The following is a 23,130-nucleotide window of genomic DNA, read 5'->3' as shown; positions in this document are numbered from 1 at the left end:
TCCCCTCGCCCCTTTGGGGAGAGGGTTAGGGTGAGGGGCTCAAACCGCACGGTAGAACGGCTTATCCCCCAGGATCGTCGCCCGCTGCATAATCCTTCGCTGCGGCAGGTAATCCGCATTGGCGTAATGCTGCGTGACGCGGTTATCCCAGATCGCCAGATCGTTCTCCTGCCAGCGCCAGCGCACCTGAAACTCCGGCTTCGTGATATGCGCAAACAGGAAGCTGAGCAGCGCCTCGCTCTCTTTTTCCGTTACGTCCACAATGCGCGAGGTAAACCCTTCGTTCACAAACAGCGCCTGCTTGCCGGTCACCGGATGGGTACGCACCACCGGGTGCAACAGCGGCGGATGTTTTGCGACCGCATCCAGCCAGCGCTGGTGCTCCTCTTCCGTTTTACGGTACTTATACTCCTGGAACGATTTTTTAAAATCATGCTCCGCCCGCAGGCCACTTAGCAAGGTCTGGAACGGCGCGGAGAGCGCCTCAAACGCCGCAATGCCGCTCGCCCACAGCGTATCGCCGCCGGTCTCTGGCAGTAGTTTTGCTGCCAGAATCGCCCCGGCTGGCGGTGTGTCGATAAAGGTAACATCCGTATGCCAGTTGTCATTATCGGGCGGGTTATCGTTATGAGTGTCCAGCACGATAATTTCCTCCACCCCTTCCGCATGCGGGTAGACCGGGTGGATATGCAGGTCGCCAAAACGCAGGGCCAGCGCGCGCTGCTGTTGCGGGGTGATGGCCTGCTCGCGCAGGAACACCACCTGATGGCGCAGCACCGCGTGGTACAGCTGCTCAAACTGGTTATCGCTCAGCGGACGGGTTACGTCCAGGCCCGACACCTGCGCGCCAATGTACGGCCCCAACGGGATAATCGTCAGACGTTCACTCATTGTATTTCTCCATGCCAGGGCGTCAGGCGACGCTGTAGCGTGCGCAGTCCCAGTTCTAATCCAAAGGCGATCGCGGCGATGACCGCGATCCCTGCCAGTACCACGTCAGTCGCCAGGAACTCTCCCGCCGACTGCACCATAAACCCAAGGCCGCGCGTGGCGGCAATCAGCTCTGCCGCCACCAGCGTTGACCAGCCCACCCCAAGGCCGATGCGCAACCCGGTCAATATCTCCGGCAGCGCACCTGGTAAAATGACGAACAGCAGTACCTGCGCGCGGCTGGCGCCGAGCGACTGCGCCGCACGTATGCGTACCTGCTGCGCACTCTTTACGCCAGCCAGGGCCGACATTGCTACCGGCGCAAAAATAGCCAGATATATCAGTAAGATCTTTGACGTCTCGCCGATGCCAAACCAGATCACCATCAGGGGCAGATAAGCCAGCGGCGGTACGGGACGGTAAAGCTCTATCAGCGGGTCGAGAATGCCGCGCACCGTCGGGCTCAGTCCCATCGCAATCCCCACCGGAACGCCAATAATGACCGCCGCCAGCAGCGCCACCAGAATACGCGTCAGACTGGCGCCTAAATGCTGCCAGAGGGTGGCATCCATAAAGCCCTGCGGTCCGGCGATGGCGATCAGTTTTTCCAGAACCTGGCCTGGCGGGGGCAGAAACAGCGGGCTGATCCACTGCTGCGCGGCAACCGCCCACCATACCGCCAGCAACACCACCAGCGTGCTGACGCTTAAGGTGAGCTGGCGAGAGAACGGCCAGCGTAAGGCACGGCGCGTCCGCCGCGTTTTTTCACTGAAGACAATGCTCATGAGAACGCCTCCCGCTGTTCAAACACACGGCTCAGGATGTATTCCCGTTTTTCGATAAATAGCGGGTCTGATTTAATGCTGCGTACTGGCTCTCCCGCCATATAGCGCCGGGCAAACTCAAGCGGCAGACGCTCCAGCACGCGTCCCGGTCCCGGTGAGAGCAGCACCAGCTCCGTCGCCATAAACACGGCCTCTTCGATATCGTGGGTGATTAACAGCACCTGCTTGCCGGTTTCGTGCCACAGGCGCAGCAGCAGGGTTTGCATCTGCTCACGGGTAAAGGCATCCAGCGCCCCGAAAGGTTCGTCCAGCAACAGCAGCTGAGGGTTAGCCGCCAGCGCACGGGCAATCCCGACGCGCTGACGCTGCCCGCCTGAAAGCTGCCAGATAAAGCGTTTTTCAGCCCCCTCCAGCCCGACCTTTTTCAACATGTCGCGCGCCGTATTCAGACGCTGTTCACGCGCTACGCCGGCCAGTTGCAGACCAAACGCAACGTTTTCCTGCACGTTTCGCCACGGAAGTAGCCCTTCGTTCTGGAAGACCACGCCGCGCTCTGCGCCCGGCCCCGTGACCCGTTTTCCTTCGAGTTGGATCGTGCCGTGCTGATACGGTACAAACCCGGCGATCAGGTTCAGCAGCGTCGTTTTCCCGCAGCCGGACGGCCCCAGTACGACCAGCAGTTCACCGCTGTCCAGCGTCAGGTTGATCTCTTTCAGGGCGGGTTTGCCGCCGTAATCGGCAGACAGGTTGGTAATGTTCAGCATCGCAGCCCCCTTATTTCACAAAGCGGTCGGTCACGAACCGGCTGTAATCCGCTGCTACCGCAGGCACTTTGCCCTGCTCTTTCAGGAACGTCGCAGTGTCGACAATCGCTTTGCTCACCGGCCCGTTCAGCTGCTGGACCTGCTGCGCAGGTGTCAGATAGGTGTTGCCTTTCACCAGCCCCGGCACGTCAGCTTCCGGCACACCGCTCAGACGTGAGAGCTTCTCCAGGTTGGCGGGCTGTTTCAGCCATTCATCCGGATTGCTGATGTAAGGCTGCTGGGCGTCGATGGCGCTTTTGGCGAAGGCTTTCACCACTTCAGGGTGTTTTTCGGCAAAGTCCTTACGAACGACCCAGACATCAAGTGTTGGCGCCCCCCATTGCCCCACTTTTTCGGAGTCGGTCAGCACGGTGCCATCTTTTTCCAGCTCGTTGACGGCGGGCGCCCAGACGTATGCTCCGTCAATGTCGCCACGCTGCCAGGCGGCAATAATCGCTGGAGGTTGCAGGTTGATGATCTGCACCTGGCCCGGCTTAATGCCCCAGTGTTTCAGCGCTGCCAGCAGGCTGTAATGCGTGGTGGAGATAAACGGCACCGCGATGCGTTTGCCAATCAAATCTTCGGGTTTCGTGATGCTTTTCTTCACCACCAGCGCTTCGGAATTTCCGAGCTGCGATGCCAGCAGGAAGACTTCAATCGGCACCTGCTGGCTGGCGGCAACGGCCAGCGGGCTGGAACCCAGGTTGCCAATCTGCACGTCGCCCGAGGCTAACGCCCGCACAATTGCCGCGCCGCTGTCGAACTTGCGCCAGTCGACGTTCGCCCCGCTCGCTTTGGCGAAGGTGTTATCCGCCTGCGCGACTTTCGCCGGTTCCGCGGAAGTCTGATACGCCACGGTGACGTCCACCGCCTGCGCCTGAAATACCCACAGCGCCAGTGCACCAAGTAACGTGATTCGCGATGAAATTGCCATACCGTCTGCTCCCCTTGTTGTTATAAGGGCAGTATTTCCGGCGCGAGAATTTTGATAAAGGAATAAAAAAGAATCGCTAATGACGATTCGTTTTTAGAAAAAAAGCGGGAAAGGATAGTGAATTTTGTGCGGTTGTTTCGCAGGGTGGCGCTACGCTTACCCGGCCTACGGTTCGTGCAATTTGTAGGCCGGGTAAGGCGCAGCCGCCGCCCGGCAAAGGCCTCAGCGCTGAACCGTCAGCGCAGCAATATCCTGCGGCGTGGTCCGACAGCAGCCGCCAATCAGCTTCGCGCCTGCTTCCAGCCACTGCGGTAAATACCCCGCCAGCGTCTCGCACGTTTCACCGCGGTGATGCCAGGTTTTACTCACCGCATCGTAATGCTCGCCGGAGTTCGGATAGACCACCAGGGGCAGCGACGTCAGGCTGTGCAGATGCGTCAGCGCCGCCGTGGTGTTTTCCAGCGCGATACAGTTAATCCCCAGCGCGACAACCTGCGGGTAGCTTTCCAGCGCAGAAACAACATCCCGCAGCGGCGTTCCGTCGCTCAGGTGCTCACTGTCACGCAGGGTAAATGAGAACCATGCCCGGGCGCGCGGATACGCCGTCAGCAACGCCGCCAGCGCCTTAATCTCAGTGAACGAAGGCAGCGTTTCACAGGCCAGGAGGTCCGCGCCCGCATCCAACAGCGCCTCTACACGCGGGCGGTGGAAGGCGGTAAATTCTTCAGCGCTACGCACATAATCGCCGCGATACTCGGAACCATCGGCCAGATACGCGCCGTAAGGGCCCACAGATCCCGCCACCAGCAGCGTGCCCGCCTGCGCATTCTCTGCCAGGTACGCTTCGCGCGCTTTGCGTGCCAGCTCTACGCTTTTGCCGATCAGCGTCCGGGATTGCGACTCGTCCAGCCCGCGAGCGGCAAAGCCTGCGGGTGTCGCCTGATAGCTGGCGGTGATCGCCACCTGTGCACCCGCGCGGTAGTAGTCGAGGTGTACGTCGCGGATCAGCTCCGGATTTTCCATCAGCACTTTGGCCGACCAGAGACTGTCGGCAAGGTTACAACCGCGCGCTTCCAGCTCCGTTGCCATCGCCCCATCCAGCACGACAAACGGCTGTTTTTCAAGGAGGGCGGTAAGCGGATTATTCTGCGACATGTTCAGGCTCCTGCGTGGTCAGATTTCGGGTCAGGTAGTACGCACCATAACACAGGGCGACAAACGGAAGCCCGCAATAAAGGGCAATACGCTGGCTTGGGTCAAACCACAGGCCGACGCAGGCCACCAGACAGAGGATAAAGCCAAGCACGGGCACCAGCGGATACCATGGCGCGCGATACTGCAACGCGGATAGCGGCTGGCCGGACTGCACGTGACGGCGACGAAACACGAAGTGCGACGCGCAAATGCTAATCCACACCGCCACCACCGCAAAACCGGAAATGGCTGACAGGGCCACAAACACCGTATCCGGCGCGACCACGCTGGAGAACAGCGCCAGCACGCCGCCCAGCATGGAAACAGAAAGCGCCGTCAGCGGCACGCCGTTTTTGTTGACGCGGGCAAAGCAGCGCGGCAGCGTTTTCTCGTTAGACAGAGACCAAAGCATACGGCCAGAGGCGTACAGACCCGAGTTCGCCGCCGAGAGGATCGCCGTCAGGATCACGAAGTTAAAGATATCCGCCGCATACGGAATGCCGACCTTTTCAAACACCAGCACGAACGGACTTTTCTCCACGCCAGCCTGCTGCATCGGGATCAACGCCGCCAGCACAAACACGGTGCCAATAAAGAAGATGATGAGCCGGGCGATGGTGGTGCGAATAGCAACCGGAATAACCTTGTGTGGGTTTTCCGTTTCCCCTGCCGCGATGCCGATAAGCTCCGTTCCTGAGAAGGCAAAGTTGACCGCCACCATGGTCATCAGGATCGGCAGGCCACCGTGCGGGAACCAGCCTTCGGCGGTAATGTTGCTTAGTCCCGGCGCGGCAGAGCCGTCCGCCATCGGGATAAAGCCAAAGATGGCCGCGCCGCCGAGAATAATAAAGGCGACGATGGTGATAACCTTGACCAGCGAGAACCAGAATTCCCCTTCCGCGAAAAAGCGCGTGGAAATCACGTTAAGACCAAAAATCACAGCGCAAAAGACAACGCACCACGTCCAGACGGGAACCTGTGGGAACCAGTACTGCATGCAGAACCCGGCCGCGGTAAAGCTCGATCCCAGCGCCACTGTCCACGTAAGCCAGTAGAGCCACGCCACGGTATACCCCGTCGCCGGACCGAGATAGCGGGCGGCATAGACGTGAAACGCGCCGGTTTCCGGCATCGCCACGGAAAGTTCGCCCAGACATTGCATGACCAGCCAGACCACCAGCGCACCGATAAGATATGCCAGCAGCGTGCCCGCCGCGCCGGTTGTCGAGATGATATATCCGGTATTGAAGAATAACCCTGTGCCGATAACGCCACCCAGCGAGAGCATAATCAGGTGGCGGGTTTTCATGGTGCGCTTAAGTTGCCCGTTTTCTTGTTGTGTTTGCATGTTACCTTCTAAACGTATGGACATCTAAACATCCAAAGAAGGAGTGTTATACCGCGATTGTTAACAAAAAGCCACCCGGCGCGACTTCAGCGCAATTATTGGTAAATCCTTAAATCAGTTCTATAGTCGACACAGTTTCTTCTTCACCAGGACTCACTATGCGATTTAACGGACTGACCAAAGGTTTCTTTATTCTCATCCTGGCCCTTGTAACCTGGGCCTTCTTTGACGTGCTGTCTCCCTATTTCACGGCGATTCTGTGGGCCGCGATCCTGACCATCATTTTCAACCCGGTGAAAAACAAACTGCGTACCGCGCTGGGCGATCGCAACGGGCTGGCTTCACTCCTCACACTCGGCATTATCTGCCTGATCGTGTTTATTCCGTTGATGGTGATCCTTTCCTCGCTCGCGGTGGAACTGAACATGGTTTACACCAGGCTGCAACAGAACAACACGCAGTTCCCGGAAGTGATCGCCGGTATCTTCAACCGCCTGCCGGACTGGGCCAGCGGCTTCCTGGCGGATCACAACCTGACCAACGCCGCGCAAATCCAGAAAAAACTCTCCGATGTCGCGTTACAGGGCGGGCAGTATCTGGCGGGCAGCGCGTTCCTGATTGGGAAAGGGACGTTCGGCTTTGCCATCAGCTTTGGCATTATGCTGTATCTGCTGTTTTTCTTGCTGAAAGACGGGCCGTATCTGGTGCGCCAGATCCTCGACTCGCTGCCGCTGTCTGACTTCGTCAAACAGCACCTGTTCGCTAAGTTTGTCGGCGTGTCGCGCGCCACGGTAAAAGGCACGGCGGTCGTGGCGGTGGTTCAGGGCACGCTCGGTGGTATCGCCTTTGCTATTGTCGGTATTGACGGCAGCGTATTGTGGGGCGCACTGATGGCATTTCTCTCCCTGGTGCCTGCCGTTGGGTCGGCCATCGTCTGGGTTCCCGCCGCCATCTTCCTGTTTGCCACTCACCAGCTGTGGCAGGGTCTGTTCATTGTGGGCTTCTTCGTCATTATCGTCGGGCTGGTGGACAACCTGTTGCGTCCGCTGCTGGTGGGCAAAGACACCAAAATGCCGGACTACCTGATACTGATCACCACGCTCGGCGGTATGGAGCTGTATGGCATTAACGGCTTTGTGATTGGGCCGCTGATTGCCGCTCTGTTTATCGCCTGCTGGAACCTCTTCTCCGGCCGCGACCACGCAGGCAACGCCGAGGAGCTGGACGCAGACTTTATCGAAGAGGGGAGAAATTCTCCGGATCTATAAAGAAACGCGTTCTGTGAGGCGGCCCTGTGCCGCCTTTTTTATCGCGATAAATCAGAGGTTTTCTATAATCTGAAATGAACGCTCTTCCACATTTGTCGTAGAAGGATCCAACAGGTGCGAATCGCCACGATCACGAACTGGGCTTATGGTGTCACGGTGTGCCTGACCATTGCCTCCGGCATCGTCATGCTGATGGCTTCCCACGCCGATAACATCGAACGTGAAGCCGTTAAACAACGCCAGGTCTTCGATCAGCTGACGGAGGAGATCGAGACAGACACCTGGATGCTCTCCGATCTGGCGCGGCTTTACGTCATCCAAAAAGAGCCCGAGGTGCTTGAGAAATATCAGGCGAAAGAAGCCGAGCTGAAGAATATCGAACACACGCTGCGACAGCTCAAAAATACGGGGGCATCGGGCGAAGAGCTGGCGCTGCTGTACGACGGACTGAAAATTGTAGACGATCTCCAGGATGAACAGCAGGCAGCCATTGACGGCATCGCCCGTGGCGAGGAACAGCAGGCCGTTTCGCTGCTGTTTGGTAAGAGCTATGAGCTGGAACTCGAACGGGCACACAACACTATCGAACGCTTTCGCATGCTGCTGGACAAGCGCATTATTGCCGACGTGCAGGCCGCAACCAAAACGTCCAAAACGCTTCGAACGGCCTCTGAGGTGATGGTCGGCCTGACCGCCCTGCTCTTCCTGTTTGTGATGGTTTTCATCCTCAAGCGCCGCGTACTCCGTCCGGTGGTGCGTCTGAGTGACGTAGTTCATCGTCTTGCATCGCAGGATTACGCCGTCGAAACGCCGAACTTTACCCAGGTTGATGAAATCGGTGATATGGCGCAGGCCATCCGCATCTTCCGTGAGAACGGGCTGGCAAGGCAGCGGCTGGAAAAAGAGCGCGATGCTGACTGGGCCATCCGCGAACTGCTGGCGCGAATGACCCAGCGGTTGCAGGGCTGTGAAAACTTTGCCGACGTGATGAATGTGGCGGAGCTGTTTGCACCCAATATTGCGCCGGGGGTTTCAGGGCGTCTGTATATTCTGGAACGCGAGCCGTGGCAGATGCGCTGTACGGCCGAATGGCTATCGCCAGAAGGGGATAAAAAGCCGTTCCATCCTGACGAATGCTGGGCCGTCCGGCGTGGTCAAAGCCATCCGCCAGTGAATGGCGAGCCGGATATCGGCTGTTATCATCTGCCCGAATCACAGGCGCAGCAATCGCTATGCGTTCCCCTGATTGCTCAGGGCGAGGCGATTGGATTGCTCTCATTCCAGGACATCACGCCTGAAACCGCGCCGTCCCGCGCCTATCTGGAACTGATGGCCGAGGCGCTGGGACTGGCGCTGGCCAACCAGCGGCTGCGCGATGCGCTGCTGGAAAAAGCCCTGTTCGATCCCTTGACGGGGCTGCGTAACCGCTACCATCTGGAAGATACGTTACGTACTCAAATGAAGCAGGCGGTGCGTAACGAGGAGCCGGTAAGCTGCCTGATGATCGATATCGATCACTTCAAGAGCATTAATGACCGCTTTGGTCATGAGGCTGGCGATCTGGTGATCAAAAGCGTGGCAGCCATTATTCAACGGGCGGTACACGATAGCGGGCTGGCCTTCCGCTATGGGGGTGAAGAGTTTTTGGTGCTTCTTACCGGTGCAGATGAGGAAGCAGCGCACGCCGCTGCAACGGAGATCTACAACGGCGTGCATGCGCTTTCGCTGCGCTACGGGCTTTCGGAGATTGGCCCGGTGGATGTGTCGATCGGGATCGCCAGCTATCCGCAGCACGCCCAGAGCGATAATCTGCTGCGCGCGGCGGACGTCGCGTTGTACCGGGCGAAAGAGCTGGGCCGCTCGCGGATTGTCAGCTTTGGGATGCTGGAGGCGGGCTAAAGGGGTTATTCGAGCCTGAGGTTCAGGATCGCGCGATCGCCCAAAGCACCACCATACCCAGCGAATTACTCCGCTTTTCCACGTACAGGGTGCCATCGATTAAATAATATCCCTGAGGATAACAGATGCGGATCTCTCTCTTGAGTTCCGGCTCATAGACTTCCGCCCCCGAACAGCTATTTCTGCTGCCGGATTCATACCGGTAAGGTTGGCTCCAGGCAGAGTATTCTCCGTTCAGTAGCCAGGCCGCGGTAAAGATGACGAAAATGGCAACCGGCAGGCTGAAGATGATGAGGCCGAGGTAAAGTTTGACAACGTCAACAAGGGTTTTGTCTTTAAACGCTCTCTTCGCGGCGAACATCACCATCGCCACCAGCGGCAGCAGCAATGTGACAGCCGCAAGATACTGTTCCCCCAGGGCCGTAAGAAATGTCACGCGATAAATCTCGATTGACCAGACAACAAAGCCAAATATCAACGCTAACCCGCCAACGATGAGTGGAATTAAAAAGGCATAGCTATCTTTTTTCATGATGGACGGTTCCTTGTCATGCGTCTGCGGTAAGAAGGTTAAGCATCGCTCGGGTGGCTGCCGACTGACGGCGTTTTTACATCCTGATTATGATGGATAAACGTGGGGAGAGATAAAATATATAAACTAGTAGGATAACTAAATTATAATTCTTATACTTATGTTAAAACGTGGAGGCTGAAATGCGATTAATCCTAATGCTGTGCTGCTTTTTAGTGCAAAGCGTCACCCTGGCTGGTGAGTTGCCAAAACCTGCTGGTAAACCCATTTTAACGATTTACGGTAATATCGAGAACACGAATGAAAGTGGAAAAGCCGTGTTTGATATCGCCAGCCTTGAAAAACTCGGTATGGTGAGCTTCCAGACATCATCCCCCTGGTATAATGGCCGCACAAAGTTTGAGGGTGTTCCAATGAGCAAACTCATGGATTATATTGGCGCAAAGGGTAACGTGGTTAATGTTATAGCGCTTAATGATTACGCGACAGCCATCCCGCTGAGCGACTTTAAAAAATATAATGCCATACTCGCTTTGAAGGTTAATGGTGAATATATGCGCATCCGAGATAAAGGTCCGGCATTCATTGTATATCCCTACGACAGTCTTCCTGAATTAAATAATCAGATATATTATTCGCGATCGGCATGGCAGGTCAGCAAAATGAAGATTGAATAGCAGTTCAGGAGAACATAATGAACAGGATACTGGTTGGTATCATTTTTTCTCTTTTTATCACGACTGGATATATTGCTTTTCTTGTTTACGATCGACAGCAGGAGCTCCAAAAACTGACTCATTACACGGAGTCATGGTCTGTCGCCCAACTGGTATCCGAATATTACCGCTTTGAATCATGGCTTGGTCTGTACGCAACCGATTCCGATGACGTTACGATAGACCAGGTCCGGATGCGGCTGGAAATTATGCTAAGCCAGAATGATCTGTTTAAGGAGGGGGATTTAGGACATTACATTAAAAACGTTCAGGCACATCATGACCTCGCGTTAAGCCTTGATAAAATCCTTACGTATCTGGATGCTAACCTCGAAAAAATGAGCCATTCGGATGTAAAAACATACCTTCATACCATGCATTTGCTGGATGCTCCACTCAGTCAGCTTTCATCAAGCGCGTTAACGAAAGACATTAGCACAATTAACAGTAGCAACCATAAAATACAGATCCTGTATTATATTTACTCAGCCCTCTCTTTACTGCTGATCATTCTGAGTATTATCCTGGGTTTTTTAACGATCTATCAAAATAAAAACATCCTTAAAGCGCACAGGCAGGTTGAAAGTCTTGCAGAAGAACTCCAGTTATCCAAGGAGACCCTACAGATTCAGAATTCAAAACTAGAGTATGACGTTTACCATGATTCCCTCACTGGCATGAAAAACCGTCTGTACTTCTGGGATGAGCTCAGCAAACTCAATCTTGAGGCCGAAGAAAATCATGTTCCCGTTACGGTAATGTTATTTGATTTAGACCGATTCAAAGAGGTCAACGATACCTATGGTCATGATGCTGGCGATTTACTGTTACGTCAGGTATCAAGACGATTGACCGCCATGAGCAATATTTCAGACAGATTTTACCGTTTAGGCGGAGACGAGTTTGCTTTTTTAGCCAGTGGGTTAAACGAAAGCGAAGCCGTTTTGCGCGCTAGAGAAATCAGCGAGAATATCAGTAAACCCTATACGATTAATAACCAGCTTATAAAAATTGCCACCTGCGTGGGTATTGTTTTATCAGATAATGAACGACGTGCTGATTATCTTTATAAGTTCGCCGATCTGGCGCTCTATGAAGCCAAAAAGGCAGGCTCACAGCAGATTAAAGTTTTCCGCCAGCGAATGCTTCAGAAGTTACAGGAGAGCAGAACGCTAGAAAATGATATGGCAAGGGCGATAGAAAACAATGAGTTTATTGTTTATTACCAGCCTATTGTGAATTCCGTCAGCAAGGAAATTTACGGCTATGAAGCGCTTATTCGCTGGATGCACCCCGTCAAGGGAATGCTTTCCCCGGATAGCTTTATTTTCGCCGCAGAAAAAACAGGCATGATCAACGAGATAGGTAAAACCGTACTTAAACTGGCCTGTAGGGAAGCGGTCTCCTGGGCTGTTCCGGCCAGGATCTCCGTAAACGTCTCGCCTGTTCAATTAGGCAGTAAATCATTTATTAATACGGTGCAGACCGTTCTGGCTGAGACCGGGCTCCCGGCTAACCGTCTTGAGTTAGAAGTCACGGAGTCATCCCTCTTTAGTGACAGAAATAACCCCATTGCGATTCTGAAAAAACTCCGCGCACTGGGCGTAAGAATTTCCATTGATGATTTTGGCACGGGTTATTCGTCGCTCTCCAGACTCAGCGAACTGAATTTTGATAAAATCAAGATCGATAAATCTTTTGTCAATCCGATATCTACACAAGAAGATGCGCTTAATATTGTGAAGCTTATTACCGGTATGGCTAAGAGCCTTAATATGGGCGTTATAGCCGAGGGCGTTGAGACCGAAGAGCAGCTTGAGCGGCTTCAGGCTCTGGGTTGCGAGCTTGTGCAGGGATATCTTTTCAGCAAACCACAGCCTCAGGTCGACAGCAAAATTAAGAGCGGCCTGGAATGATTCCCTCTCCTCAACCCGATGCCAACCGTGATCACGTTTTTCACCCCTGGGTATTCACTTATAAAAATCAGGTGTTATCATTCACCCCGTAAATACCTTTCAACTCAACCCGAGGCTTTGATGCTGGAGAATGTAATCATCCGATAATCAGCTTACCGACCTTTCCAGGCCGGACTGATTATCAATGCGCCGAAATCGAATGCGGACACCGCTGTGTGTTTGCACGTTTTGCACATGATGATTAAACAGGTTTTCCAGTATGAATTTATCCCGTCAGGAACAACGTACCTTACACGTTCTCGCCAAAGGTGGCCGTATTGTGCACGTCCGCAACACCTCCGGCCGCGTCACCGCCGTTGAATGCTATAGCCGCGAAGGGCTACTGCTGGCTGACTGCACGCTCGCCGTTTTCAAAAAGCTCAAAACCAAAAAGCTGATCAAATCCGTCAACGGTCAGCCCTACCGCATTAACACTACGGGGCTGAATAACGTCCGCGCCCAGCCCGATAACCGTTAAGGAGAGGATGATGGATATCCCACGTATTTTTACTGTTAGCGAAAGCGAACACCGCATTCATAACCCCTTTACGCAAGAGAAGTACGCGACGCTGGGCCGCGTGTTACGCATGAAGCGAGGCACACGCATTCTCGATCTTGGCAGCGGCTCGGGAGAGATGCTTTGCACCTGGGCACGTGATTACGGTATCACCGGTACCGGCATCGACATGAGCCCACTCTTCACCGCGCAGGCCACGCGGCGCGCAGAGGAACTCGGCGTCAGCGAACGCGTCCATTTCATTCATAACGACGCGGCTGGCTATGTCGCGAATGAAAAATGTGACTTGGCGGCCTGCGTTGGCGCAACCTGGATTGCGGGTGGCGTAGCCGGGACGATGGATCTGCTGGCAAAAAGCCTCAAGCCCGGGGGAATAATGCTCATTGGCGAACCGTACTGGCGTCAGGTACCCGCGACGGAGGAGACAGCCCAGGCGTGCGGCGTCTCGTCGATTGCAGACTTTCTCACTCTGCCCGGTCTGGTTGCGTCTTTCGATCAACAGGGCTATGACCTGGTTGAAATGGTGCTGGCAGACCAGGAAGGCTGGGACAGGTACGAAGCCGCAAAATGGATGACCATGCGTCGCTGGCTGGAGGAAAACCCAGAAGATGACTTCGCGCAGGAGGTTCGGGCGGAGCTGACGATAGCGCCTGAACGTCATGTGACGTACTCGCGGGAGTACTTTGGCTGGGGGGTGTTTGCGTTAATGGCGCGATAATATGGCGCTGGCGGTATAGCCTTGGGGGTATACCGCCATTTGGCGTTTACGATCATGCTTTTTCTCAATCAGTCTAAAGATACAGCGCAGCATTCCCCCGCTAAGAGACAGATATATACAAGTAATGTGTTAACATACAGCTATACGGGTTACGTCATATTAGATAACGATGATCAATAAAATACTGGTAAGTGCATGCCTGACGGGACTCAAAGTACGTTATGACGGAAGCGAGAAAGCACAGATGTCAGATCAGTTGCAGCGCTGGCAGAAAGAAGGACGCCTTGTGATCTTCTGTCCAGAACTGGCCGCCGGTTTATCAGTGCCCCGTCCTCCGGTTGAAATTATTTCTGCTGAAATTAAAGATACATTGCTGGCGCAGGTCAGAATAATTGAAATTAATGGGCAGGATGTCACTGAACAATATCAGCTCGCCGCCAGATTAGCGCTTCGTACCGCTCAGGAGTCAGATTGTACCGCGGCGCTATTAACCGACGACAGCCCAACATGCGGTAGTCAATTTATCTATGACGGTTCATTCAGCGGCCAGCGTAAGTCAGGAATGGGTGTCGCTGCATCGCTACTCTCCAAACATGGTATAGCCGTATTTTCTGAGAAGAGGCTCGCCGATCTGATTGCCTGGATTGATGAAAAAGAAAAGTGAGTTCTTTTTAAATAGCTACGGACAAAACTCACTTAATCCGTTTATGTCATTTTTTGAGAAAAACACGCTTCACAAAACCTTTCTGAATCTCATTAATTTTAAGCAGCAATCGATTTGGTGAAACGTTAGCGCGGAAATGTCGATGAGATCAGGGATAGACACATGAAAATTGCTAAAAATATGATCATCTCAGCCATCCTGTTACCTTTCTAGTGATTATCTGCGGATGGCCAATAACGTCATAAAATTTAACGTGCATGGAGCATTCAGCCCACCTGACGACGAGAAGGTTACTCTTCTTCCAGCCGTCAGGTTTGACATAACTTAACGTCACGCAGGCGCTGTGCTACCTGCCACGCCCGCATTTTATTTCACAAATTTCCACACTTCCGGAGGTACCTTGTCGTAAAGTTTCCCCATTGTCAGTTCGGCCAGTCGATGATCGACCGCAGAGTTAAATGTCTCCAGCTCATCACTGGAAAGAGAATAGGTGTTTTTATCTATGAGTTTTTCTAACGTATCTTTTGATGTACACCGCCTGAGTTGTAAAAGCCATTCCTGTCTGGTCATATCGACTCTTTAATTTCAATGGATGAGAGAAAAATTATTATTTATCATACTAATAATAATTTATTGTGAACGTTAGCGCTGACTCCGCCAAACCAGGAGTCACCTGCCCGCCTGACTGTATATATCTGGCCTGCAGAGGGATCCGTAATTGCGTCACTCCCGTATTCCCGGTTACGGGGCCCAGAGGGTCAAAACCTGTTCCCATTGTTATCATGCTGCTATCATTTTGCTTTCTGACCTGCATATCTATCCCCGTTGCGCTGCCAGTACCTGATTTGAGACTGAATGAATCAGGGGTCGGATTGCCATAAACGGGATTAATTAATACACTCATTTGGTTTTTATATGTATAATACCCTGGGTAATTACCCGGGCAGTTACCTAATTCAATATTGAAATCCACCCACTGACTGGTACTTCCCACACCGGTGAAATCTGTCGTTTTATATTTTCCCATCGGCACGACCACATCAGGTGTCTGGCATGTAAACGGAATAACATTCACTGAGCCGCTAAAAGATACAGACCCCATCGTTATTTTCTTTCCGTCATAGGGGGTACCATCACTCTTAAATATCATACCGTATATGCCAAAAGTGGGTAGGTCACTCCCCGATAAAACTCCTGGCTGTAAGAGGGAACCGTTAACCAATGATATAATATATGCACCTTTATAACTGCCATGTATTTGGTAGCTTGAGTCAAACCATACCTTATCTACTGTATTAACCGCCATGCCTGGCGGTGAAGCAAGTGCAGTAGATAATCCGACCCCAAATGCCGGAGCATTCATCGCAACGACACTGTAATACCTCATCGCCCCCGAATTAAAAGAGTAAGAGTTACCATATGAATTTAATGGTTCAAGAAAAACAAACATATCATAACTTGAAGAGTCTCCACTAGTTACGTGACAATTATAATAGTTAGCTAGATTAATCGAAAGGAAACCACCTGTATATACTGGGACAAACGAAGAATGGTCAACACCGGGTGAAATACTACCTCCAGGTAATACTATCTCCCTGTGGCCAATATTCGTGTCGTCACAAACAGGCGCAGCTAAGGCCACAGACGGGAAATGCATCATGATGAACAATGAAATAGCGAGTAACATTCTCATGCTACTGCGTGACAGAAACCCTACCGCATTCAGTAACATTCCAGGACCTCTTTCTTCATATTAATTGCTGAATCTTCTTCGGAAATGATGACTTTCATTTTACATTCACCCTGATTACCGGCCTTCAGTTTGAGAATATGAGTGCCTGGCTCAAGGCGAACAAATATCTGCCCGGCCTGGCCGACGGTCGCAATATAATTACCCTTCTCATTACTGAGATCAGCGCCAAAGGGGACTGTTTCTCCTTTCCATCGGGCAGAAATCAGTACAGGGACACCTGTCTGCGTATTATATTTAACCTTTACAATGGCACCGGCGTAGGGGGCCACCTTACGTGATGTGCTATCAAAACCGACATCGTTCGTCGCACCCTTTGGATCGATAGCCACTTCATTCAGTTCATACGCATTCAGATAAGGCACTGCTGCATACCCGGCATTATCAATACTGATACCAGGGTAAGAGGAAACCCGGGCGCCTTCGGCACCTCTGGCTTCAATCAACGCCCAGGTATCTGAGGTGTAAGGGCTGAGCGTTGCACCACCGGAATGCAGGATCACTGACCCATTCGCACCAAATGACTGGCTCTGGTTATGATTACCAACGCTGCTGCTGGCATTAAGGTACGTATAAGGTGTCCGCCACTGCCCGTTAACATACAGGCTGCTGCCGGTTGTGCCGCTGGTATTACGCGCCGTTAACCCATAGCTGTACTGGTTGTCTTTGCCGGCCGTTCCGGACAGGGAGGCCGCTTTTGACCATGAACCATCATTGTTGCGCCCTGTTTCCAGACGCGCGGATGGAACGTGAGTGTCTCCGGCAGTCCCCAGAGGGAAGCTGAGGGACAGAAGCCAGCTGGTATCGCTTTTGCCGTACCAGGTATATGTTCGGTTGACATTCAGTCCGTAAGTGACTGAGTTCCAGCTATTACTGTAACCTACCTGGAACTGTTTATCGGTATCCTCACTGTTCCAGTAATTCTGCAATGAAGCACTTGCGTAGAACTGTCCCAGACCTTCGGGAAGAGACTGGCTGGCAGTCAGGGTATAGCGGCTTTTAGAACGTTTCAGACGCTGTTCATCGTAACCACGCGCCAGCATATCTTTTGTCATCATGGCTGTTGCCAGATCGTAATAGCCCTGCGGTGAAAAACGATAGGTTGCCAGCGTCAAATTGGTGCCCGTCCGGGGGATGAATTTTGAATAGCTGAGTCTGTAGCTCTGTCCTGATGACGTTTTATGGCTATATTCCTGACCATTCGGGTTGCCCGCAAAAGAGGCATGCGACTGGGTGATATCCAGAGAAATCGCCCCGGCCTGGGTTCCTAATGCCATACCAGCCTGAGCGGCATAATAGCCATCGCTTTGTTGCCAGCCAGTATAGCCCGTCAGGTAATTTGACAGTCCGTGCTGCCAGGTTGCCTCATAAAACTCTGGTTTATCTCTAAGATTGAGCTGGCGTAATTTACCCGCCGTAATAGAATAGCGGTACGACCCCGGTTTAATTAGCTGGGGCATCGCGGTATATGGGACCAGAAAAAAGTTTTCATTGCCATCTGCCTCCCGGACGGTCACGGCCAGGTCGCCACCAAATCCCGTCGGATAAAGATCGTTAATGACGAATTCACCCGGGGATACGGTAGTTTCGTAAATAATGGCGTTGTTCTGGCGTACAGTGACTTTCGCATTCGTTCTTGCCATCCCCCTGATTTCAGGCGCATAACCCCGCAGCGAAGCCGGATACATGCGCTCATCACTGGCAATTTGCATACCGGAAAAGGGCAGTGAGTCAAAAACCCTGCCTGTAGTATTAGACTGGCCGACAAGTAAGCGGCCTTTAATGAACGGAATATCCCGCTGCGCATACGTGTTCAGAGATTGATAATCCTTTTTCCCGTCATCTGACCAGGAATAAGAGCCATTATGACGGAAATACCATGCACCAAGATTGAATCCGGTATTTAACGAGGCAAACAACGATTTATAATCGTAATGACTGGACTGACTTGTCCAGGCGTTGAGGCCATAGCTGAGAAATGCTGCTGGTATACCGCTATCCCAGAGTTCCGGGTTTACGAAACCACGCGCAGAGCGATGGACATATTTTTGCGGCAACGTAATATCCAGTACCTGCTCTCCCGCATCGAATTCGACCCTGGCATTCGGGATGCCAGATAAGATCTCGGTGCAGCCATCAGAATTTGGCAGCCGCACTGTGTCGGTCTCATTGATTCTTTCCCAGGCCAGAGGGATCGCTTTCAGTAATTCCGGCGTTATACAGACATAACCAGAGTTATCCGCCCGGGTTTTAATCTCGATATTTTCATTCCCTACTTCACTCCCATTTACCCGAATGGAGGCATAATATTTCCCGGGTAAAAGAAAACTGCGCTTTGAAAAGCGGCTGATATCGACGGGTTGATTGTTTTGTAACATCAGTACATCACTGATAAATTCAACGTCCCCGGTCCCGGGGTCAGGTATCACTTCTGACAGAGGATTCTCAGGCTGCGCTCCTGTGTGTTCCATTGCTTCAGTTGAATGCGATATACTGCAAAAACCCGCAACAGCTGCTGCAAGAAAGCTCTTGCGGAAATATTTATTATGGTTTTTCACGTTATATTCCCTGTCAAACAGACGTTATTGAACAGCAGCAGATTTCTCAGTGACTGCGCCATAATCATTGACGGCGTCAAAGTGAATCGTTTGTCCATGCCTTACCTGCAACGGAAACGACTCAGCATCAAAAGGTGCTATCATTTTCCCTTCGGTTTTTTTTCCATTCGCTTTTACGCCAGAAATAGATACATTCCAGGGCGTTTTATTGATGGCCTGTAATTTCCCGCCTATGGTTTTCCATTCGAGTTTATCCGGAGCTTCAATAGATTTCCCCTGAAGCGCCTGCGGCCGATAAAAAAGTTTTATTCGGGTACGAAAAGCGATTTGTAAGAAATTATCATCTTTCTTTGCACTGTTACGTGCTGGCACTTCAAGCACGTTAAGCCAGAATACAGACTCTTTATCTGAAGGCAGGGGTTTTCCGGTAAAACTGATCTGTAGTGTCTGACCTTTGCCAGGATCAACACGGTTTATCGGGGGCGTCACAATAAAGGGGGCCGTGCTTGTATCTGGTGATTTGCTCATAACACCATCATCAATCCAGCTCTGGATAAGTACGGGGGATTTACCATTATTATTAAGTTTCACACTGACAGAGCGCTCGCCCTGAGCGTAAATCACCCGGGTACCGGTAATAACAATACTGGCTTTCACGGGGTTGCTAAGCAGCACCAGAAAAAGCATGAACAGTAATATCAGTGTCTGAATAAAAATAAAGTTATGCTTCCGCTGCACAGGCATAATTCCACTCTCTTTGAAAGGGGGCGGAAGCCCCCCTGATTAATGAAGTACGTTGAATTACATATACTGAATGGAGTAAACCACCTGGCTGATAACTGTCCCGGCTGTGGTTGCAGCATCAGCAAAATACTCAACCGAATAAGGCAGGTTTGCACTTCCAGAGGAAACATTCTGATAGGTTGTGTTGGCAGCCTGATTTCCGTTACCCGCCACAATGACATCTCCAGTCGCAGAGGATTCGTCACGCAGCTGCAGGCTGACATTCGTTGCCGTTCCGCTGTTCTTTAGATGTCCGCTGGCTAAATCCACTGTCGGACCTGCCTCAAAGAACGCGGAGGCGCTTTGAAGAGTACCCTGGCAATTAGTCAGAGCGATATTGAAGCCCGTACGCCCCGCAGTCTCACCCGGATTTACCAGCTGGTTGATACCGACCGTTGGCAGAACAACCGTTGCATCCGCAGCCTGATTATCAACAACGGCATCACAGGTAGTGGCAGTCAGTTCACCATTAAAAGTAATGGTTCCTGTAGATGCAGCATTCGCAGAACTTACAGTTGCACCCAGAACAGCAAACAGCGTTAACGCAATAGCACTATTTTTCATGTTTATTTCCTTTGAACATATTTATACACAATAGAGTTGTAATAAGGAGATGTGGAAACATCCTTATCAAACCCCTTACTTAGAATGGTGAAAATCACCAGGCACTACAAAAAAACATAAAGCGTTGAGTTATTAATTTTCAGTATTAAGCACTTCATCTGTTCAAACAAATGAATTTTGGCAATAAACAAACAGAGGTAAACCATGGGACAGCGGTTATAGCATCCCTGTTCTAATTTCACTTAATGCTTTCACTACAAAATGAGCTTCCCCATCACCATTAACCAACATTTCTGATAAGCAGAACGTTTATAATGACTAATTTTCTTAACCCCAGTTTTATACTTAAAGGAACTAAACTGGGCTGACCTGCTCCCCGTTGATTAATACACCGCGATGTTAGTAATGTCTTCATAAGCCACATGAGGACATCCCCATGAAGAAGCGTTTTTCCGACGAACAGATCATCAGTATTCTCCGCGAGGCTGAAGCCGGAGTTTCTGCCCGTGAACTCTGCCGTAAGCACGCCATTTCCGACGCCACGTTTTATACCTGGCGTAAGAAGTATGGCGGCATGGAGGTGCCTGAGGTTAAGCGCCTGAAGTCGCTTGAGGAAGAGAACGCCAGACTCAAGAAGCTGCTCGCCGAGGCCATGCTGGATAAGGAGGCGCTTCAGGTGGCTCTTGGGCGAAAGTACTGACGACAGACCAGAAGCGCGAAGTCGTGGTGTTGATGTGTGATGCGACCGGTCTGTCGCAACGTCGTGCCTGCAGACTCACAGGTTTGTCCCTGTCGACCTGCCGCTATGACGCTCAGCGTCCGGCGGCTGATGCCCATTTATCAGGGCGCATTACTGAACTGGCACTGGAGCGCAGGCGTTTTGGCTACCGCCGCATATGGCAGTTACTGCGCCGTGAAGGGCTTCTGGTTAATCACAAGCGCGTGTACCGCCTTTATCATCTGAACGGGCTGGGCGTTAAACGCAGACGTCGTCGTAAAGGGCTTGCAACAGAACGTCTGCCGCTGCTCCGCCCGGCGGCGCCCAACATGACCTGGTCGATGGATTTCGTCATGGATGCGCTGGCTACTGGTCGCAGGATCAAGTGCCTTACCTGCGTCGATGACTTCACAAAGGAATGCCTGACGGTCACTGTTGCCTTCGGGATTTCAGGCGTGCAGGTCACGCGTATTCTGGACAGCATTGCGCTGTTTCGCGGCTATCCGGCTACGATAAGAACCGATCAGGGCCCGGAGTTTACCTGCCGCGCGCTCGATCAGTGGGCCTTTGAGCATGGAGTGGAGCTGCGACTTATCCAGCCCGGCAAGCCGACGCAGAACGGATTTATTGAGAGTTTTAACGGACGCTTTCGCGATGAATGCCTGAATGAACACTGGTTCAGCGACGTCAATCATGCCAGGAAAACCATCAGCGAATGGCGTCAGGATTATAACGAATGTCGCCCGCACTCCACGCTGAATTATCAGACGCCGTCTGAATTTGCAGCGAGCTGGAGAAAGGGTAATTCTGAGAGTGAAGGATCCGACATTACTAACTGAGCCTTGTATCTAATCCTGGGGGCAGGTCAGGGCACCCGTTAAGTTAAAATAATTAAAAATCACTTGTTCCTCTTTTTGAGTAAGAGATATGCCAGGCATAAAACTTACCCTCCCGTACTTCTTAATTACATCTAACATCCGCCATGATGAAAGGCATCTGTTAATTACCAGAAAACCTTTATAACAAAGCGCCATTTCTCTTTTGCCGAGGGTTCTCAGAGAAAAGACAATATTAGTTCTAAAACGCGCAGCGAAATTCCTGATGCGGTTCAAGTCATCCACTGCCAGTATAATGATGCTTTTTTCATTATAGTTTTCAAAAGGAATACCATCAGAAAAACATTCCTGCTGGTTTTGATCTACATAATGACAAAAAACATTTAGATTATTTTCATTCTTTAATAAAAACTCCAGTCCATTAAGGTAAAAATAATCATCGGATATGAGAAAAACTGTTTTTTTACTGTCATGGTATCCGTCCTGTCAGCGGTAGTGTTTCATAAAATCACAAAAAGCAGCTACGGATAAAGGTCGTGAAAAAAAATACCCTTGCATATGTATGATGCCAGCGTTTCCCAGAGCCTCTTTCTGATATTGATTTTCCACCCCTTCCGCAACAATATGCACCCCGCACAGAGAGGATACTTTTACGATGCCATCAATTAACTTCCGGTAAATTAGTTCAAAGTTCTCTTTTATCTGCGTAACCGAGCGATCCAGTTTTAGAATTGAAACATTACTTACGCCAAAAAATTTCATTGCAGCAGTGTTTATCCCAGCATCATCAATAGCGAACTTCACTCCGATAGAATTATAGAATGTGATTGCATTCAGAATATCACTGGTCGCATCAGTAATATTTCTTTCCACTATCTCAAGCAGGATCACCACGTCTGTTTTGAAATAACTCTTAAACCTCACTACCGCATTCCTGATAGTTTGAGAGCTTATCTGACCACAGGTGATATTCAGAGAAAAAACAAAGCCCGATGGGATTTCGCCTGCACCGTCATTTTTCCTTAACAGTTCTGCCGTTTTCAGTAAAAGCTCTCTTGCATAAAAATCTGCACGCTCAGGCACCTCAAGTTCTTCGATATGCAGCTGATTAAGTATGTATCCTTTTTTTGTTTTTACTCTACAGAGGATTTCTGCTCCCACGATACAGTTATCATAAGTATTAATAACAGGCTGAAGGAAAGGCGTAACATCCATTTCACAATTGTAAGAACATTTCTTTTCAAGTGTATCATTCATTATCAGCATGTTTCATACCCTTCTTTTATCTGTATCGCAGTGTTTATCCTTACTTTCGTTTGCTTCAGCGTGTCCGTCTGCAATGAAACAATCATAACTCTGACTTCTAATTTTTTATATAATATATTGCAAAATATATAAATATCAGATGATTCATCTGAGTATATGTGCAATATTAATTTTTTTATTCTTTTATATAGAAATAAGGCTCATCATTGAGAGAGTTTTAAAAACCATCAGAATGTATATAAAACATTCATGTCGGAAGGAGAATTCTATATTTTGATATGATATTTATTGTAAATAACAAAACACTATCATATTCGCGTGACAGATATGTTTAATATGCTAAACTCAGCGCCAAAATCAGTTTCACTATTTCATACAGGTAAAAGTGCCGC

General features: G+C 51.0%; 21 protein-coding genes. 8 read left to right on the top strand and 13 right to left on the bottom strand.

The annotated features are described in order from the left end of the window. Positions 1-39 precede the first annotated feature (39 nt). The 6 genes from tauD to mmuP all read right to left on the bottom strand — a co-directional run bounded on the left by tauD (position 40) and on the right by mmuP (position 5,994). Positions 40-891 carry a taurine dioxygenase gene (gene tauD, locus L3069_RS04585; protein WP_023305554.1) on the bottom strand — a complete coding sequence of 284 codons (852 nt, stop codon included), beginning with the start codon at positions 889-891 and terminating at the stop codon, positions 40-42. Next, a complete protein-coding gene (gene tauC / locus L3069_RS04580) occupies positions 888-1,715 on the bottom strand; it encodes a taurine ABC transporter permease TauC (protein WP_022647195.1) in 828 nt (275 codons plus the stop codon). The genes tauD and tauC overlap by 4 nt, the downstream gene beginning before the upstream one ends. Further along, a complete protein-coding gene (gene tauB, locus L3069_RS04575) occupies positions 1,712-2,479 on the bottom strand; it encodes a taurine ABC transporter ATP-binding subunit (RefSeq protein WP_038415448.1) in 768 nt (255 codons plus the stop codon). The genes tauC and tauB overlap by 4 nt, the downstream gene beginning before the upstream one ends. 10 nt (positions 2,480-2,489) lie before the next feature. Next, a complete protein-coding gene (gene tauA / locus L3069_RS04570; RefSeq protein WP_038415446.1) occupies positions 2,490-3,452 on the bottom strand; it encodes a taurine ABC transporter substrate-binding protein in 963 nt (320 codons plus the stop codon). A 222-nt stretch (positions 3,453-3,674) separates the two neighbouring features. Then, the gene (mmuM, locus tag L3069_RS04565) at positions 3,675-4,607 is read right to left on the bottom strand and encodes a homocysteine S-methyltransferase (RefSeq protein WP_063135994.1); all 933 of its coding nucleotides are present in this window, start codon (positions 4,605-4,607) and stop codon (positions 3,675-3,677) included. Beyond that, positions 4,594-5,994, bottom strand: a complete 1,401-nt coding sequence (gene mmuP, locus L3069_RS04560; protein WP_023305550.1) for an S-methylmethionine permease — start codon at positions 5,992-5,994, stop codon at positions 4,594-4,596. Before mmuP ends, mmuM begins: the two co-directional genes overlap by 14 nt. Positions 5,995-6,152: 158 nt before the next feature. On the opposite strand from mmuP, the gene L3069_RS04555 reads away from it, so the two are divergent. Further along, positions 6,153-7,262, top strand: coding sequence for an AI-2E family transporter (locus L3069_RS04555; RefSeq protein WP_100167810.1), 1,110 nt, complete (start codon positions 6,153-6,155; stop codon positions 7,260-7,262). Between the two features lie 114 nt (positions 7,263-7,376). After that, the gene (locus tag L3069_RS04550; RefSeq protein WP_038415443.1) at positions 7,377-9,161 is read left to right on the top strand and encodes a diguanylate cyclase; all 1,785 of its coding nucleotides are present in this window, start codon (positions 7,377-7,379) and stop codon (positions 9,159-9,161) included. Between the two features lie 22 nt (positions 9,162-9,183). Here the strand turns inward: L3069_RS04550 and L3069_RS04545 are convergent, their stop codons facing one another. Then, complete coding sequence (locus L3069_RS04545) at positions 9,184-9,693, bottom strand: hypothetical protein (RefSeq protein ID WP_022647188.1); 510 nt, start codon at positions 9,691-9,693, stop codon at positions 9,184-9,186. Between the two features lie 182 nt (positions 9,694-9,875). Here L3069_RS04545 and L3069_RS04540 point away from each other — a divergent pair, with 182 nt between their 5' ends. From L3069_RS04540 to L3069_RS04520, 5 genes are all read left to right on the top strand, one after another. Further along, a complete protein-coding gene (locus L3069_RS04540; protein WP_022647187.1) occupies positions 9,876-10,370 on the top strand; it encodes a molybdopterin-dependent oxidoreductase in 495 nt (164 codons plus the stop codon). 17 nt (positions 10,371-10,387) lie between these two features. Continuing rightward, positions 10,388-12,325 carry a bifunctional diguanylate cyclase/phosphodiesterase gene (locus tag L3069_RS04535; RefSeq protein WP_022647186.1) on the top strand — a complete coding sequence of 646 codons (1,938 nt, stop codon included), beginning with the start codon at positions 10,388-10,390 and terminating at the stop codon, positions 12,323-12,325. Positions 12,326-12,584: 259 nt separating this feature from the next. Then, entirely contained in the window at positions 12,585-12,842 is a 258-nt protein-coding gene (locus L3069_RS04530; RefSeq protein WP_022647185.1) for a YjhX family toxin, read from the top strand. 10 nt (positions 12,843-12,852) lie between these two features. After that, positions 12,853-13,599 (top strand): cyclopropane-fatty-acyl-phospholipid synthase family protein, encoded by a 747-nt coding sequence (locus L3069_RS04525; RefSeq protein ID WP_058677392.1) that lies wholly within the window; start codon positions 12,853-12,855, stop codon positions 13,597-13,599. 169 nt (positions 13,600-13,768) lie between these two features. Further along, positions 13,769-14,263, top strand: coding sequence for a DUF523 domain-containing protein (locus L3069_RS04520; protein WP_038415440.1), 495 nt, complete (start codon positions 13,769-13,771; stop codon positions 14,261-14,263). A 366-nt stretch (positions 14,264-14,629) separates the two neighbouring features. Here the strand turns inward: L3069_RS04520 and hha are convergent, their stop codons facing one another. The 5 genes from hha to L3069_RS04495 all read right to left on the bottom strand — a co-directional run bounded on the left by hha (position 14,630) and on the right by L3069_RS04495 (position 19,918). Beyond that, positions 14,630-14,833 (bottom strand): hemolysin expression modulator Hha, encoded by a 204-nt coding sequence (hha, locus tag L3069_RS04515; protein WP_038415439.1) that lies wholly within the window; start codon positions 14,831-14,833, stop codon positions 14,630-14,632. Between the two features lie 49 nt (positions 14,834-14,882). Continuing rightward, positions 14,883-15,956, bottom strand: a complete 1,074-nt coding sequence (locus tag L3069_RS04510; protein WP_157874901.1) for a fimbrial protein — start codon at positions 15,954-15,956, stop codon at positions 14,883-14,885. Positions 15,957-15,985: 29 nt separating this feature from the next. Continuing rightward, positions 15,986-18,571 carry a fimbria/pilus outer membrane usher protein gene (locus L3069_RS04505; protein ID WP_232926116.1) on the bottom strand — a complete coding sequence of 862 codons (2,586 nt, stop codon included), beginning with the start codon at positions 18,569-18,571 and terminating at the stop codon, positions 15,986-15,988. A 24-nt stretch (positions 18,572-18,595) separates the two neighbouring features. Beyond that, positions 18,596-19,309, bottom strand: coding sequence for a molecular chaperone (locus L3069_RS04500; protein WP_225303414.1), 714 nt, complete (start codon positions 19,307-19,309; stop codon positions 18,596-18,598). A 63-nt stretch (positions 19,310-19,372) separates the two neighbouring features. Further along, positions 19,373-19,918 (bottom strand): fimbrial protein, encoded by a 546-nt coding sequence (locus L3069_RS04495; protein WP_038415435.1) that lies wholly within the window; start codon positions 19,916-19,918, stop codon positions 19,373-19,375. Between the two features lie 436 nt (positions 19,919-20,354). Here L3069_RS04495 and L3069_RS04490 point away from each other — a divergent pair. After that, positions 20,355-21,475 (top strand): IS3 family transposase gene (locus tag L3069_RS04490; RefSeq protein WP_088581779.1). Its coding sequence is split into 2 segments (ribosomal slippage): positions 20,355-20,613 and positions 20,613-21,475, totalling 1,122 coding nucleotides; the frame shifts between segments, so codons are not numbered across the junction. A 483-nt stretch (positions 21,476-21,958) separates the two neighbouring features. On the opposite strand, the gene L3069_RS04485 is transcribed toward L3069_RS04490, so the two are convergent. After that, positions 21,959-22,738: an EAL domain-containing protein gene (locus tag L3069_RS04485; protein WP_038415432.1), complete on the bottom strand. Its 780-nt coding sequence runs from the start codon at positions 22,736-22,738 to the stop codon at positions 21,959-21,961. Positions 22,739-23,130: the final 392 nt, after the last annotated feature.

Source organism: Enterobacter cloacae complex sp. ECL411, from assembly GCF_021869665.1.
Taxonomy (GTDB): domain Bacteria; phylum Pseudomonadota; class Gammaproteobacteria; order Enterobacterales; family Enterobacteriaceae; genus Enterobacter; species Enterobacter intestinihominis.
The sequence above is the reverse complement of the archived record's forward strand: the minus strand, read 5'-3'. Positions and strand labels throughout refer to the sequence as shown.